At 73.0% G+C, this 14,755-nt stretch carries 13 protein-coding genes; 10 read left to right on the plus strand and 3 right to left on the minus strand.

What is annotated here, in order from left to right:
* Positions 1–164 precede the first annotated feature (164 nt).
* From AC0I8G_RS17035 to AC0I8G_RS17060, 6 genes are all read left to right on the plus strand, one after another.
* Entirely contained in the window at positions 165–539 is a 375-nt protein-coding gene (locus AC0I8G_RS17035) for a YidH family protein (RefSeq protein ID WP_471730991.1), read from the plus strand.
* Complete coding sequence (locus AC0I8G_RS17040) at positions 536–886, plus strand: DUF202 domain-containing protein (RefSeq protein WP_471730992.1); 351 nt, start codon at positions 536–538, stop codon at positions 884–886. Before AC0I8G_RS17035 ends, AC0I8G_RS17040 begins: the two co-directional genes overlap by 4 nt.
* Before the next feature lie 132 nt (positions 887–1,018).
* The gene (locus AC0I8G_RS17045) at positions 1,019–3,868 is read left to right on the plus strand and encodes an aconitate hydratase (protein ID WP_471730993.1); all 2,850 of its coding nucleotides are present in this window, start codon (positions 1,019–1,021) and stop codon (positions 3,866–3,868) included.
* Positions 3,869–3,946: 78 nt separating this feature from the next.
* Entirely contained in the window at positions 3,947–5,446 is a 1,500-nt protein-coding gene (locus tag AC0I8G_RS17050; protein ID WP_471730994.1) for a hypothetical protein, read from the plus strand.
* Between the two features lie 54 nt (positions 5,447–5,500).
* Positions 5,501–5,911, plus strand: coding sequence for a hypothetical protein (locus AC0I8G_RS17055; protein WP_471730995.1), 411 nt, complete (start codon positions 5,501–5,503; stop codon positions 5,909–5,911).
* Positions 5,912–5,914: 3 nt separating this feature from the next.
* Entirely contained in the window at positions 5,915–6,223 is a 309-nt protein-coding gene (locus AC0I8G_RS17060) for a transcriptional regulator (protein ID WP_471730996.1), read from the plus strand.
* A gap of 1 nt (position 6,224) precedes the next feature.
* Here AC0I8G_RS17060 and AC0I8G_RS17065 read toward each other — a convergent pair whose 3' ends face one another.
* From AC0I8G_RS17065 to AC0I8G_RS17075, 3 genes are read right to left on the minus strand one after another with little or no spacing between them, the layout of a single operon-like run.
* Positions 6,225–7,586: a hypothetical protein gene (locus AC0I8G_RS17065; protein ID WP_471730997.1), complete on the minus strand. Its 1,362-nt coding sequence runs from the start codon at positions 7,584–7,586 to the stop codon at positions 6,225–6,227.
* On the minus strand, positions 7,583–8,695 hold the full coding sequence (locus tag AC0I8G_RS17070; RefSeq protein WP_471730998.1) for an MFS transporter: 1,113 nt from the start codon (positions 8,693–8,695) through the stop codon (positions 7,583–7,585). Before AC0I8G_RS17070 ends, AC0I8G_RS17065 begins: the two co-directional genes overlap by 4 nt.
* Before the next feature lie 56 nt (positions 8,696–8,751).
* Positions 8,752–10,629, minus strand: a complete 1,878-nt coding sequence (locus AC0I8G_RS17075) for a LamG-like jellyroll fold domain-containing protein (protein ID WP_471730999.1) — start codon at positions 10,627–10,629, stop codon at positions 8,752–8,754.
* 133 nt (positions 10,630–10,762) lie between these two features.
* On the opposite strand from AC0I8G_RS17075, the gene AC0I8G_RS17080 reads away from it, so the two are divergent.
* From AC0I8G_RS17080 to AC0I8G_RS17095, 4 genes are read left to right on the plus strand one after another with little or no spacing between them, the layout of a single operon-like run.
* Entirely contained in the window at positions 10,763–12,982 is a 2,220-nt protein-coding gene (locus AC0I8G_RS17080) for a putative bifunctional diguanylate cyclase/phosphodiesterase (protein ID WP_471731000.1), read from the plus strand.
* Complete coding sequence (locus AC0I8G_RS17085; protein ID WP_380161696.1) at positions 12,979–13,827, plus strand: HDOD domain-containing protein; 849 nt, start codon at positions 12,979–12,981, stop codon at positions 13,825–13,827. Before AC0I8G_RS17080 ends, AC0I8G_RS17085 begins: the two co-directional genes overlap by 4 nt.
* A 17-nt stretch (positions 13,828–13,844) precedes the next feature.
* Positions 13,845–14,231 carry an ATP-binding protein gene (locus tag AC0I8G_RS17090; RefSeq protein WP_471731001.1) on the plus strand — a complete coding sequence of 129 codons (387 nt, stop codon included), beginning with the start codon at positions 13,845–13,847 and terminating at the stop codon, positions 14,229–14,231.
* The gene (locus AC0I8G_RS17095) at positions 14,228–14,752 is read left to right on the plus strand and encodes a GNAT family N-acetyltransferase (RefSeq protein ID WP_471731002.1); all 525 of its coding nucleotides are present in this window, start codon (positions 14,228–14,230) and stop codon (positions 14,750–14,752) included. Before AC0I8G_RS17090 ends, AC0I8G_RS17095 begins: the two co-directional genes overlap by 4 nt.
* The last annotated feature ends 3 nt before the right edge of the window (positions 14,753–14,755 follow it).

The raw sequence follows: 14,755 nt of genomic DNA on the forward strand, positions 1-14,755 counted from the left end.
CTTCCCGCCCGGCGCGTCCCCCGCGCCGTGGAACTGGGCGACGCCGAGTCCGTCGGGGGTCGTCCCCCTACTGTGCTGACCGAGCGTGATCCTTCTCAAGCCGTCAGTAGTGCGTCCGGGTGCCCCCGTCCGGGTGATCCGTCGCCGTCCGACACGTCTGGGGGATGATCGGGACCGTGAGTGACGAGAGGTTCCCGCGCAGCGTCTACGGCGTCGGTGACGAACCCGATCCGCGGTTCTCGCTGGCCAACGAGCGGACCTTCCTGGCCTGGATCCGCACCTCCCTGGCCCTGCTGGCCGCGGGGGTCGCCCTGGAGGGGCTGGACCTCGCGCTGCAGCCCGGGTTCCGGTTCGCGGCGTCGGTGGTCCTCATCGTCCTCGGGCTGCTCACCCCGCTGCAGGCCTGGCGCGGGTGGGCGCGGGACGAGCGGGCGATGCGGCTCCGCGCGCCGCTGGCCTCCCCGACCCTCGCCTCGCCCCTCACCGTCGGCGCGGTGCTCGCCGGGCTGCTCGTCCTCGCCGGCCTGGTCCTTCGGTGATCTTCGACGAGGGCCTGCAGCCCGAGCGGACGGCGCTCGCCTGGCGACGCAGCGCCCTGGCCCTCCTCGTGGGGTCGCTCGCCGGTGCCCGGCTGCTGGCCCCCCAGTTGGGGGTCTTCGCGCTCGTCCTGGGGGTCGTGGGCTGCGGTGCGGGCGCCTGGACCTACCTGGCGGCGCGGGCGCGTTCGCGCCGGGTCACCGCCCGGCTGCTGAGCGACGGGCACCTGGGGGAGGGGCCGCACGCCGGGGTGCTCGCCGCGACCGCCGGGTACTGCACGCTCCTCGGCGTGTTCGCGCTGGTCTTCGCCGTCGACCACGGCCTGCGTGGTATCTTGACGTCGAGATAAGTGGTCGAGATGAATGCTCCGGGAGTTCCGTCGCGACGGACCCCGCGCGCGGTCCCGCCCCCGCCGGTGGGAGCATCGACACCACGCACGGATCGATGACGATGACGACGGAAGACGAGTGAGGAGCTCCCGGTGAGCAGCCACAACAGCTTCGAAGCCAAGGCTACCCTAACAGCCGCTGGAACGGATTACACGATCTTCCGTCTGGACGCGGTGGAGGGTTCGGCGAAGCTGCCGTTCAGCCTCAAGGTCCTGCTGGAGAACCTCCTGCGCACCGAGGACGGCGCGAACATCACCGCCGACCACATCCGGGCGCTCGCCGGCTGGGACCCGTCCGCGCAACCCGACACCGAGATCCAGTTCACGCCGGCGCGCGTGATCATGCAGGACTTCACCGGTGTTCCCTGCATCGTCGACCTCGCCACCATGCGGGAGGCCGTCGCCGCCCTCGGTGGCGACCCGACCAAGGTGAACCCGCTGGCCCCGGCCGAACTCGTCATCGACCACTCCGTCATCGCCGACGTGTTCGGTCGCCCCGACGCCTTCGAGCGGAACGTCGAGATCGAGTACGGCCGCAACCGCGAGCGCTACCAGTTCCTGCGCTGGGGCCAGACCGCCTTCGACGACTTCAAGGTCGTCCCGCCGGGCACCGGCATCGTGCACCAGGTCAACATCGAGCACCTGGCCCGCGTGGTGTTCCCGCGCCAGGTCGACGGTGAGCTCCAGGCCTACCCCGACACCCTCGTCGGCACCGACTCCCACACCACGATGGTCAACGGCCTCGGGGTGCTGGGCTGGGGCGTCGGCGGCATCGAGGCCGAGGCGGCCATGCTCGGCCAGCCCGTCTCGATGCTCATCCCGCGCGTCGTGGGTTTCAAGCTGTCGGGTTCCATCCCGGCGGGTGCGACCGCGACGGACGTCGTGCTGACCATCACCGAGATGCTGCGCAAGCACGGCGTCGTCGGGAAGTTCGTCGAGTTCTACGGCCAGGGCGTGGCCTCGGTCCCGCTCGCGAACCGCGCGACCATCGGCAACATGAGCCCGGAGTTCGGTTCCACCGCAGCGATCTTCCCGATCGACGACGTGACCCTGGACTACCTGCGCCTCACCGGCCGCAGCGACGACCAGGTCGCCCTGGTCGAGGCCTACGCCAAGGAGCAGGGCCTCTGGCACGACCCGAGCACGGAACCCGTGTTCTCGGAGTACCTCGAACTCGACCTCTCCACCGTCGTCCCGAGCATCGCCGGACCGAAGCGCCCGCAGGACCGCATCGTGCTGGCCGAGGCGAAGGAGGCCTTCCGCGCGGCGCTCGGCGACTACGTCGACGACGAGGTCCCCGGCGTGAACAGCGCCTCCAGCGCCCTGAGCGACACCGTCGACGCGGTGGCGGGCTCCTCCCAGGACGAGGCCAGCGCGGAGAGCTTCCCGGCCTCCGACGCGCCCTCGGCCTCCTCCAGCGACGAGCGCGACGAGCCGGCGGAACCCGGCCACGCCAACGGCCGGCCCTCCAAGAAGGTCGCCATCACGATGGACGACGGCACCGAGACCGAGATCGACCACGGTGCGGTCGCGATCGCCTCGATCACCAGCTGCACCAACACCTCCAACCCCTCGGTCATGATCGCGGCGGCGCTGCTGGCCAAGAACGCCGTCGAGCGCGGACTGAGCGTCAAGCCCTGGGTCAAGACCTCGCTCGCGCCGGGTTCCAAGGTCGTCACCGACTACTACGACAAGTCCGGGCTCACCCCCTACCTCGAGAAGCTCGGGTTCCACCTCGTCGGCTACGGCTGCGTCACCTGCATCGGGAACTCCGGTCCGCTGCCGGAGGCCGTCTCGGCCGCCGTCCAGGAGAACGACCTCGCCGTCACCGCGGTGCTCTCGGGCAACCGCAACTTCGAGGGCCGGATCAACCCCGACATCAAGATGAACTACCTGGCCTCCCCGCCGCTGGTGATCGCCTACGCGCTCGCCGGGACGATGGACTGGGACATCGACCACGACCCGATCGGCACCGACGAGTCCGGCACCGAGGTGTTCCTCAAGGACATCTGGCCCGACGCGGCCGAGGTCGAGCGGGTCATCGGCGAGGCCATCAGCAAGGACATGTTCGTCAAGGACTACGCCGACGTGTTCGCCGGTGACGAGCGCTGGCAGGGCCTGCCCACGCCCGAGGGCAACACCTTCGACTGGGACGCGGAGTCCACCTACGTCCGCAAGCCCCCGTACTTCGAGGGCATGCAGGCCCAGCCGTCGCCGGTCACCGACATCGCCGGCGCCAAGGTGCTGGCCCTGCTCGGCGACTCGGTCACCACCGACCACATCTCCCCGGCGGGTTCCATCAAGCCGGACAGCCCGGCCGGCGTCTACCTCTCCGACCACGGTGTGCAGCGCCAGGACTTCAACTCCTACGGGTCCCGACGCGGCAACCACGAGGTGATGATCCGGGGGACGTTCGCCAACATCCGGTTGAAGAACCTGTTGCTGGACAACGTCTCCGGTGGGTTCACCCGTGACTTCACCCAGGGTGGGGCGCAGGCTGCGATCTACGACGCCGCCCAGAACTACGCGGCGCAGGGCACCCCGCTCGTCGTCCTCGGCGGCAAGGAGTACGGCTCCGGGTCCTCGCGCGACTGGGCAGCGAAGGGCACCGCGCTGCTGGGCGTGAAGGCCGTCATCACCGAGAGCTTCGAGCGCATCCACCGCTCCAACCTCATCGGCATGGGCGTCATCCCGTTGCAGTTCCCGCAGGGCCAGACCGCGGCCTCGCTCGGCCTGGACGGCACTGAGAGCTTCGACATCACCGGCATCACCGAACTCAACGAGGGCCGCACGCCCAAGACGGTGAAGGTGACCGCGACGAAGACCGACGGGGGGACGGTCGAGTTCGACGCCGTCGTGCGCATCGACACCCCGGGTGAAGCGGACTACTACCGCAACGGCGGCATCCTGCAGTACGTGCTCCGGTCGCTCACCAACGCCTGAGTTCCTCGCGCTCCGCGGGCGGTCACCTCTCGAGGTGGCCGCCCGTCGTCGTGCGCGGGGTGTGGTGGGATGGCGCCCATGCGTTCTTCCCACCCGGCTCTGCGGCTCGCCCTCTTCGGGGCGTTCCTCGGCGCCCTCCTGAGCTGGGTGACCTCCCGCGGGCTCATCGACGACACCTACATCACCCTCGCCTACGCCCGCAACGTCGCCGAGCACGCGCACTGGGGGATGACCCCCGGCCTGACGTCGAACGCGGCGACCTCGCCGTTGAACGTCGCGCTGCTCGCCGGCTGCCTGCGGCTGGTCCAGCCGTTCGCCGGTCCCGACGGCGAGCTCGCGCTGGGCGTGCTCACGACCCTGCTGGGCGCGCTGGCGGGCTGGTGGTCGGCCCGGGCGGCGGGGCGGCTGGGCCTGTCGCTGGCCTGGCCCGCGGCCGCGCTCGTCGTGGTGCTGGCCAACCCGTTCCTGGTCTCCGCCCAGGGGTTGGAGGTCGTCCTCATCTTCACCGGCATGACCGGCCTGCTCTCGGCCGGTCTCGCCGGCCGGGCGCTCCCCTACGGGGTGGTGGCGGCGTTCAGCCTGCTGGCCCGACTCGACATGGTCGTCTTCGTGGTGGTGATCGCGCTGGCCTGCCGCGGTGTCCGCCGACGGTTGCCGGTCGCCGTCGGGGTCTGCGCGCTGGTCTGCCTGCCGTGGTTCGCGGCCAGCTGGTGGTGGCTGGGGTCGGCCATCCCCGACACGTTCGTCATCAAGACCAACCAGCGGAACTTCGGCGAGGGGCGCACCTACCTGCGCGGGTTGTGGACGCACTACGCGCTCAACACGCCGGGCGCCGTCGCGGTGAGCGTGGCCGCGGCCCTCGTCGGGGTGGTCGTCCTCCTCCTGCTCGTGCTCGCCCTGCTGCGCCGCCGCGCCCGGCCGGGAACGGGAGCCGTGCTCGGTCTGGCGCTCGGCGGGGTGGGGTACTTCGCGGTCTACAGCGTCCTCGGGGTCCCGCCCTACCAGTGGTACTACGTCGCGCCGATGGCGTCGCTGTCCTTCGCGGCGGTGCTAGGGGCCGGCGTCCTCAGCGGTGAGCGGTCGCGGTCCCGGGCGACGTGGGTCCCGATGGGCGCGGTGTCGGTGCTGGCCCTGGTGGGCCTCGCCGTCTGCGTACCGTCCGCGGCCCTGCCGCTGCCGTGGCGCTACCCGCCGGTGTTCGCGAACTTCGCGACGCCCGCCGAGTACCGGACCGCCGGGACCGACCTCGCCCGGATCGTCGGGGACGAACGCGTCGCCGCCCCCGGGGAGATCGGGACGCTGGCCTACAGCTGCGACTGCGAGATCATCGACCAGTTCTCCGACCCGGCGTACCTGCAGGGCGTCATCGACGCGCGCATCGCCGAGGCCGGTCCGGTGCTGAAGCCGCTGCTGGAGTTCAACTACGCCCACCACCGTGACCCGGGGCCGGCGAAACCGACGCCGTTCGTCCTGCGCTGGACCGACGCGGGCGCGGACCCCGCGCAGGGGATCACGAGCTGGCCGACCACGGCGGGAACCTGGCAGGGCCGCAGCGTGCTGGTCCTGCTGAAGGGCTGAGCAGAACATCGCAACTGGTTGCCATCACGGAAAGTGATTGCTAGGTTCCTGGTCATGGAACAGGACCACGCCGCCACCCAGGCCGCCGACGCTCTGCGCGCCTTCCAGGACGCCGCCCGCCCGGCCCTCCCCACCTCCCTCGCCGTCACCGCCGGGACCTGCGCCGGGCTGGGCGTGGTGCTGCTCGGGCAGGGGCACGGACCCGCGCACCTGCTCGCCTTCGTGGGAGCCGTCGCCCTGCTCACCGCGGCGTTCCTGCTGCCGGACCGGTGGCGTCGACGTCGGGGGCTGGTCGGCTACCGCGGCCGGGTCCGCACCGAGCACACGACGTTCCTGCTCGTCCTCGCCGGGCTCGCCGTCGTCGGGTTCACGGCGGACTCCACGATGAGCGCCGTCTTCGTCCTCCTCGGTCTCGCCTCCGGCGTCACCTGGTTCTGGGCGCTGCGCCGCAGGCCGGAGGCCTGAGTCGTGCCCGACCTCGACGAGGTCCTCGTCTCCGCGGCCCGGCTGCGGATCTGCGCCTACCTGTCGGGGTGCGCCGAGGCGGAGTTCAAGGCCGTCGCCGACTACTGCGGGATGAGCGCTCCCACGTTGTCCAAGCAGCTCACCGCGCTGGCCGCCCCCGGCTACGTCGACATCCGCAAGGTCGCCTCCGGTCGCTACACCAGGACCGTCCTCGCCCTCACCGACACGGGTTCGGCGGCCCTGCGCGACCACGTCGCCGCGCTGCAGTCCATCGCGTCGCGCGCGACCGAGGAGGCGCTCAGAAGTCGATGAATCAGAAGTCGATGAACCCGCCGACGGCGTGCTCGGTCCCGGGCACCTGACCGGTCTGGAAGTCCTCCATCAGCACGACGGCCGCGGTGTCCGGGGGAGTGATGCGACCCGACTCGTCGAACAACGGGATCCGTCGCCGTAGCCGCGCCCCCGGTCGGTCCGGGTGCTCGAACGTCCACTCCAGCAACGTGTCCGGCCAGTCGCCCACGAGGCGGGCACGGACGGCGGTCATGCCCTCGACGAGCGGGAAGAACCCCTCGTCGGTGCGCCAGTGCTCCTGCAGCCTCCCGTTGCTCGCCAGCACCTGGCGGACGTAGGAACCCGACTCCAGCGGCCGTGGGGCCAACGGGCGGACGTGGTCGGCGACGTCGACGGAACCCGCCCCCAGCAGGAGGGAGACGTCTCCGCCGCGCTGCACGGTGAGGACGTCGACCGGGGCCCGCAACGCCCCCGGGACGTCGCGGCGCACGGCGACGGTCAGGCGTTCGGTCGGACCGGTTCCCACGAGGGCGGCCGACGTCGTCGTCCCCCGGCCGAGGTCGATCCGGCGCAGCGGGTTCCCCTCGGCGTTGTGCACCAGGGCGACCAGGTGCCCCGCCGCGGCCGCCATCCCGTCCGCCCGCCAGCCGAAACCCCAGCGGGCCCCCTCGAGTCGGACGCCGTGCCGGTCGGCCCCGGCGCTCCACGGGTCCAGCCAGGAGTGGGTTCCGCGACCGTCCTCGGTGCGGACCTCCGGTCCGTGCTCGACGGGTTCCGCGACGTCGCGCAGTTCGTCGCCGAGCTCCGCACCCCAGGGGATCCGGAACCAGCGGGTGTTCCAGACGACCTCGTGGAGGTCGGCCCCCAGGGGTTCCAGGTGCCAGGGCTCGTCGTCCAGGGCGATGAAGAACCCCGACTCCTCCGCCTGCGCCGCCCGCACGGGGGCGTCGACGTTCGTGCGCCGGGGTCGACCGCCGCGGCCGACGTGCAGCAGCTGCGCGGGCTGCAGCCCCCAGCTGGGCCGGCCGTCGGCGGTGCGGACGATGTCCTGGGGCGGGGGCGACGGGACGCACCAGACGCCGTCCGGGCCCACCGCCGACAACCGCAGCCCGTGGGTCCAGACCGCGAGTTCCACCCCGTCCGGGCCGATCCGCACCAGCGGGGCGTCGCCGTGCGGGTGGGTCCAGAACGAGGGACCGTCCGGCAGCAGCCGCGGTGGCGGCCACGGGGTCGGGACGGGTTCGGCCGGCACCTCCGGCCAGCTGACGATCCGCTCGACCTTCCCGGTGCGCAGGTCCAGGACCGCGGCCACGGGCTGGGTCTCGTCCAGCGCCCACAACCCCGACTCCAGGCTGAGGAGGCGGGTCGGGCGCAGCGGTCTCACCGCACGATCCTCTCAAGCACGCTCACCCCCACGGCACCCGCTCCCGCCAGCGCGAAGGCGCCCGGCGGCCCGACCGCGTCGACGAGTCCGCCCGCGCCCGCGACGGCGACCGCGCTCCCCGCGGCGCTGCAGGAGGCCAGCCAGGAGAACGTGCTCGTCAGCGCGCCGGCCGGGGCGCGCTCGCGGGCCAGCACGGACGTCGCCACCAGGACCGGCGGTACGGCCGCCCCGACGACGAGGAGCACCACGGCCAGGGCCGGGACCGGCCAGGGGACGATCAGCAGGAGCGCCGCCAGTCCGAACGCCGTGGCGCTCACCCGCAGTCGGCGCCGGGCCGGTGCGCGCCAGGGCAGCGCCGAGAGAGCCAGCCCGGCGAGCAGACCCCCGGCGCTGGACGCGACGACCAACGAGGTCGCCGCCCCCGTCCCGCGGGCCGCGGCGGCCACCGCCACGGGCACGGCTCCGAAGTGCACCCCGATCGCGACGTTCACCGCGATCGGCAACCCGACCCCGCGGGGCAGCCCCACCCGACCGCGCGGGCCGCAGCGCCGCCCCGGGGACGCGGAACGTCGCTGGAACCCCAGCACCAGGGTGGCCCCGACGACCAGGGTGGCGGCGAGGAGGACGGCGGACGCCGAGTGCCCGGAACTGCCCAGCGCCACACCCAGGGCCGGTCCGAGCAGGTAGGCGGTGGAGTTCGCGGTGGCCTCCCACCCGAAGGCCCGCGACAACTCCGGACCGGGCGGGAACCGGTGCGACCAGCGGGCGGCCGAGAACGCCCCGAGCTGGGGGAGGGTGGCGCCCAGCAGGCCGCCCAGGACGACCAGGGTGGACCGCGAGGAACCCGGTCCGGTCGCCCCCAGCACCACGAGCACCGCGCCCGCGTGCGCGACGGCGAGCAGCGGCAGCACCCGGGGTTGCCCGAACCGGTCGACGGCGCGGGCGGTCTGCGGCCCGATCAGGGCCTCGGAGATCGCGAGGCCGGCGCCGAGGGCACCGGCGGCCCCGAACGACCCCGTCCGGTGGAGCACGAACCACAGGAGAGCGACGTTGGTCGTGGCGAGGCCGATCCGGCCCGCCGCAGCCGTCGCGAAGAACGCCGTGAGCACGGCGCGTCCTTCCGGGTGGGGCGGACCGGCCTCGGGGCCGGACGTTTGACGCGAGGCTACCGCGCGGTGAGGAACTCCGTCACGTCGAGACCGCGCGAGGAGATCCGCACGTCGCCGATCCAGCCGTAGAACCCCTGCCCGAACTCCTCGTTCGACTGCGTCGCACCGATGGCGAAGGGCTTGCCGAGGGTCGCGATGCCCCGGGCCCGCTGCGCCGGGTTGCGCACGACCTTGGAACCGTCGACGAAGACGACGGTGTGCTCCCCGTCGTTGACGATCGCGACGTGGGTCCAGCGGCCGGGGGTCAGGGCGTGCGTCCACGACGTCGGGTTCACGTCGTCGAGGGAGGGGTAGAGGACGAACTGCAGGAAACACTCCGACGTCACGTTGAGGCTGCAGCTGGGTTCCTCGGTGGTGTACCCGCTGGTCTTGCCCGCGTCGCCGTTGTTGCCCTCCCAGCTCAGGACCCCCATCCAGGCGTGGTCACCCACGAACGGGTCGGGCAGTTTGAGGAACACCTCGATGGTGAAACCGTCGAGGAACTGCTCGGAGTTCACCGGGGCGTCGGGACCGGTCTCGAGGACCGCCCCGCCGTCGGGACCCTGGTGCCCGTCGAAGCGCAGGCTGGCGTGCGCGGGAGCGTCGTCGTGGTGGTCACCGGACCAGGTCAGGGCCCCGGCCCCCGCCGCCCCGACCAGGCGCGCGGTGACGTCGTTGCCGTTGCCCGTGCGGTCGCGCACCCTCGTCCCCGGACCCACGACGGAACCCTCGACCCCGCGGACCTCGTCGAAGCGCCAGTAGGCGGCGGTGTCCTTCGTGATGACGTCGCGGTCGGGGCGTTGCGCCGGCAGGGCCGGTGGGGCGAAACCCGCGAACCGTTCCTCGGCGACCAGGGGGAAGCTGAACCGGTCGAGGTCGGTGGACTTCTCGAGGTTCTCCGCCGCGAGCAGGTTCCGCTCGTCCTGCGGGATCGACTCCAGCCACGGTGAGAACGTCTCGACGTCGACGATCCCGCGGGCCAGGTCGACGTGGTAGAGGCGGATCATCGCGGCGCCGCCGTAGTACTGGTCCTGGTAGTTCGTCAGGTGCGCCTGCACCTCGTGCCCGGCGTCGTTGACCAGGACGGTCCGCCCCACCGGCCAGAAGTGCCCGTTCAGGGTGAGGAAGACCTGGTCGCGGCCCCGGACCACGCTCTGCCACAGGGTGTTCCCGTACTCCGACAGGGCAGCGACCCCGTGCTCGTCGGCGGCGACGAACTCGTGGGTGGTGAGGATCGTGGGCAAGGTCCGGTTCGCGTCCAGGACGCCGGCGGCCCAGGCGAGACCCTTCTCGGAGGCGCGCCAGTCCATCGCCAGCAGCAGCCACTCCCGCCCGCCCGCGGTGAAGACGTGGTAGCTGTGGTAGCCGTCGGGGGAGGCGCCGCGGAACGTCGGCATCCCGCGGAAGCGCCCCGGGCCGAAGTGGTCCAGGTACGGGGTGGGGCCGCGCTGGTCGTCACCGGAGACGTCGTGGTTGCCCGCCAGCACCGAGCACGGCAGGTCGCTCCCGGACATCCCGTCCCAGACCTGCGCGGCCGCGGCGAGCTCGGCCTCGGTGCCGTGCTCGGTCACGTCGCCCAGTTGCGCGACGAAGGCGATGTTCTCCTCGGCCCGGTTCTCCCGCAGCCACTCCAGGGTGGCCCGCAGCGGGGTGGGTTCGGTGCTGTCGGCGTCGAAGAGGTACTGCGTGTCGGGCAGGACGGCGAGGCAGAAGCGGGGGGAGTCGGGGTCGAAGCGCCCCGCGGACCCCCGCGGGGTCGCGCCGGACGTGACGGGTGCGGCGGCCGCGCTGCTCGCGCCGGTGACCGCGGGCAGGGCCGCGACGGCGGGGACCACGAGTCCGGAGGCCAGCATCGAACGGCGGGAAGGGCCGGGGGAGGTGTTCACGCTCCGCATCCGATCGCACCCAGGTGCCGCGCAGGTGAACGCATCCACCACCCCGAACGATCAACTCGTGGCGCTCCGTGCCGATGAACACCCTGATGCGGCCCACGGAAGGTGCCGCCGGGAACCACCGTGGACGGAACCAGTGCTGAACGACGCGTGGCGCAGCCAGCACGCCGGGGGGAGCGACGACTCCACCACCGGTGTCGATGCCGCACTGCTGCACTTCGCGGCAGCCGCGGACCAACCCGTCCTGGTCGTCTCCCGCCCCCAGGCCCCCGCCCCCCTGGAGGTCGCCCGCGTCCGCTGGGCGAACACCGCCGCCGCCGACCTGTTCGGGGTGGCCTCGGACCACCTCGTGGACCGGGCCGTCACCCGGCTGCTCCGCCGGCGCGAGGAGTCCCCCGAGGGGGAACACCTCTCGCGGGACCGCCGCATCCGCTGCACCGTCGACGCCCTCACCTCCGGCGGGGAGTCCCGCCACGTCGAGGTCGTCGCCTGGCCCGTCCCGGAACGCGAGGGACGCGAGTGGTTCTGGGTGCTGGCCGTCGTGCTGCCCGAGGACGAGCGGGCCCAGGCCGCGCTGCGTGCGGCGGAGGAGCGCTTCGCCACCCTGGCGCAGAGTTCCCCGGTGCCGACCATCGTCTCCGACGTCGGGGCCCGCCTCTCCCGCGTCAACGACGCCTTCGCCGAGCTCATCGGCCTGCCCGCCGAGGAACTCTGCGGCACCGCGTGGCTCACCCACGTCGTCGACGACGAACGCAGCGGTGTCGTGGACGCCGTCGCCCGCGTCCTCGCCGGTGAACGCGTCACCCTCGACACCCGGCTGCGCAACGCCGCCGGGCAGGTCCGCTGGGTCGCGGTGCGACTGGCCCCCAGTCGCACCCCCGGCTACGGCGCCGGGTTCATCGGCACCGTCGAGGACGTCACGGACCGCCTGGCCCGCGAGCACCGGCTGGCCTACCAGGCCCAGCACGACCTGCTGACGGGACTGCCGAACCGTCTCGCCCTGCTCGAACGGCTCACCGACCTGCTGACCCCGCAGGCCGTGGCCCCGCAGGCGGGGAGCGGCGTCGGTGTCCTCATGGTCGACCTCGACGACTTCAAGACGGTCAACGACGGGCTCGGCCCGGAGGCTGGCGACGCCGTCCTCGTGGAGATCGCGCGCCGACTCGCCCGGACCGTCCGCGGCGGCGACATGGTCGCCCGGCCCGGCGGCGACGAGTTCGTGCTCGTCTGCGCCGACCTCACCGACCTCGACGCCGTGCAGGCCACCGCACGTCGCGTCCTCGACGCCGTCCTCGCCCCGGTCGAGGTCAACGGGTTGCGGTTGCGGCTCGTCGCCAGCATCGGCGTCGTCCTGCTCGAAGGCCTCACCTGCAGCGCCGAGGAGGTCGTCCGCGACGCCGGGATCGCCGTCCACGAGGCCAAGGCCGCCGGCGGGGGACGCTGGACCCTGCTCGACGACGAGGTCCGCCAGCGCGCCCGACGCGCCCTGCGCCTCGTCGCCGACCTGCGGGAGGCGTTGTCGCGCGGCACCGTCGACGTCCACTACCAGCCCATCGTGCGCCCCGGCTCGCCCGCCGAACTGCTCAGCCTCGAGGCCCTCTGCCGCTGGACCCACCCCGAACTCGGGCCGATCCGGCCGGACGTGTTCGTCGAACTCGCCGAACGCGCGAACCTCGTCCCGCTGCTCGACGCCCACGTCCTGGCGCTCGCCTGCCGCGACCTCGCCTCGTGGCGGGCCGCGCACGTCGCGGGCGACCTGCCGCACACCCCGGCCTACGTCGCGGTGAACGTGTCGGCGGTCAGCCTCGCGGCCGAAGGCTTCTCCGCCGGGGTCCGGCAGACGATCGCCGCAGCCGGCCTGCACCTGCGCGACATCTGCCTCGAGGTCACCGAGACCTCGCTCGCCAGCGACCTGCGCGCCTGCCGCACGGTGCTGGAGGAACTGCGCCGCGACGGAGCCCGCGTCGCCATCGACGACTTCGGCACCGGGTACTCCTCGCTGGCCTACCTCAAGGACCTGCCCGTCGACCACCTCAAGGTCGACCGGTCCTTCGTCCGCGACCTGCACAGCGTCGGCGAGGGTGTCGCCGGGGGACCGGCCCGCGCCGTCGCCGCCGCCGTCGTCTCGCTGGCGCGAACCCTCGGCCTGGGGATCGTGGCCGAGGGGGTGGAGACCCTGGAACAGGACGCGGTCATCCGCGACCTCGGCTGCGAGGCCGTCCAGGGTTTCCTCTACTCGCGGCCGCTGACCCGCGAGGCCCTCGTCGAGGTCCTGCGCGCCGGTGGTCTGCTGCACCCGCACCCCCTCGCACCGCCCCCGGTGCACGTGCCCGCACCGCGGGAGGTGACGGCGTGAACGAGACGCACGCCCCCGAGGTGGTCTCCACCCTCGTCCCCGGTGCCGTGGAGGTCCTGGGCCGGATCTCCGCCGCCCTCGACGACCTGCCCTCGCACCGCCCCGTCGCGGCCAAGATCATCGCCGAGGCCGACGACCACCGCTCGGACGCGAAGTCGCTGGGACGGACGCTCAGCTACGACCCGGCGCTGGTGGCGAAGGTCCTGCGCCTGGCGAACTCCGCCTACTTCGGCCTCTCCGGCACGGTGTCCGCCCCCGCGTTCGCGGTCACCGTCGTCGGCTTCTCCACCGTGCGCAGCCTGGCGGTCTCCGCCATGGCCGGCCTCGACGACGTCCCCCCGGCCCTCGAGGGGTTCTGGGACCGCAGCGTCCTCACCGCCGTGGCGGCCGCGGAGTTCGCCCCGAGGCTGCGGGCGAAGGCCCCGGACGCGTTCTCCGTCGGACTGCTGGCCCGCCTCGGACAGGCGCTGCTGGTGCGCTGCGACCCCGAGGAGTACCCGGTGCTGGTGGCCGGTGCCGCGGACCGCGACGACCTGCTGGAGGCCGAGAACCGCCGCTACGGCGCCACCCACACCCGGGTGTCGGCCGAGGCGCTCGCGGCCTGGGCGTTCCCGGACGAGCTCTCCGAGGCGATGGCGCAGGTGGACCGCCCCGGCTGGGCGACCCCGCTGGCGACGTCGGTGCGGCTGGGACTCGAACTCTCCGAACGCATCCTGGACCCGGCCCGGGCCTCGCGTCCGGCCGAGCAGTTGAGCGCCGGGCACGTGCGCGACGCCGAGGTCGACGCGCTGCGGTCCGGGGTGACGCGCACCGCGGCCGAACTGGTGCAGCTGCTCACGTCCTGACCTGGTTGGATGGCGGGGTGTGCGAGGCGACCCCGGCTGCGGAGATCACGTTGCCCGACGACGAGCACTCCGCGCGTCGGGCCCGCACGTTCCTCAGCGAGGCCTACTGCGGGCGCCACCACGCGCGGGTGCTCGACGAGGCCCAGCTCCTCGTCTCCGAACTGGTGACGAACGCGGTGCGCCACGGTGGCCCGCCGGTGCGGGTCCGCGTCTCCTGCGGCGGCGACGACGGCGCGGGCCTGCAGGTGGCGGTCTCCGACGGGAACCCGCACCCCCCGGTGCGTCGCGACGTGGCCCCCGAGGCCGAGGGAGGTCGTGGGGTGGCACTGGTCGACATCCTCTCCGACCGGTGGGGCGTGGAGCACGCCTCGAGCGGCAAGACCGTCTGGTTCGTCCTCTCGTGAGGACCCGGTTGCGCCTCGTCACGCTCGAGGACGCGGCGACCCTGGCCACGCTGGTGCGGGAGAACTGGGACTTCCTCGCCCCGTTCGAACCCGAGCGGGCACCGGAGTACTTCACCGCCCAGGGTCAGCACGACGTCCTGGCCCGGTTGCTGGCGGAGCACACCGCCGGCCGGGTGGTGCCCTGCGTGATCGAGCACGAGGGAGCGGTCGTGGGCCGCATCACCGTCTCGGGGATCGTCCGCGGGCCCCTCCAGTCCGGTGACGTCGGCTACTTCGTGGCGCAGGCGGTCAACGGTCGCGGGGTGGCCACGGCGGCCGTCGCCGAACTGCTGGGCACGGCCTTCGCCGAGGCGCCCGCGGGGCTGGGCCTGCACCGGTTGCAGGCGGGAACGCTGCTGTCGAACTCCGCCTCGCAGGCCGTGCTGCAGCGCAACGGGTTCGAACGGATCGGGGTGGCCCGGCGCTACCTGCGGATCAACGGTTCCTGGCAGGACCACGTGCTGTACCAGCGCACGGTCTGACGG

It is taken from the genome of Kineococcus sp. AC630, from assembly GCF_979255925.1.

What these genes read in the sequence shown, in the direction of transcription:
- AC0I8G_RS17075 (WP_471730999.1), bottom strand. Translation starts at nt 10,629, where the DNA reads ATGCGGAGCGTGAACACCTCCCCCGGCCCTTCCCGCCGTTCGATGCTG.
- AC0I8G_RS17055 (WP_471730995.1), top strand. Translation starts at nt 5,501, where the DNA reads ATGGAACAGGACCACGCCGCCACCCAGGCCGCCGACGCTCTGCGCGCC.
- AC0I8G_RS17050 (WP_471730994.1), top strand. Translation starts at nt 3,947, where the DNA reads ATGCGTTCTTCCCACCCGGCTCTGCGGCTCGCCCTCTTCGGGGCGTTC.
- AC0I8G_RS17035 (WP_471730991.1), top strand. Translation starts at nt 165, where the DNA reads ATGATCGGGACCGTGAGTGACGAGAGGTTCCCGCGCAGCGTCTACGGC.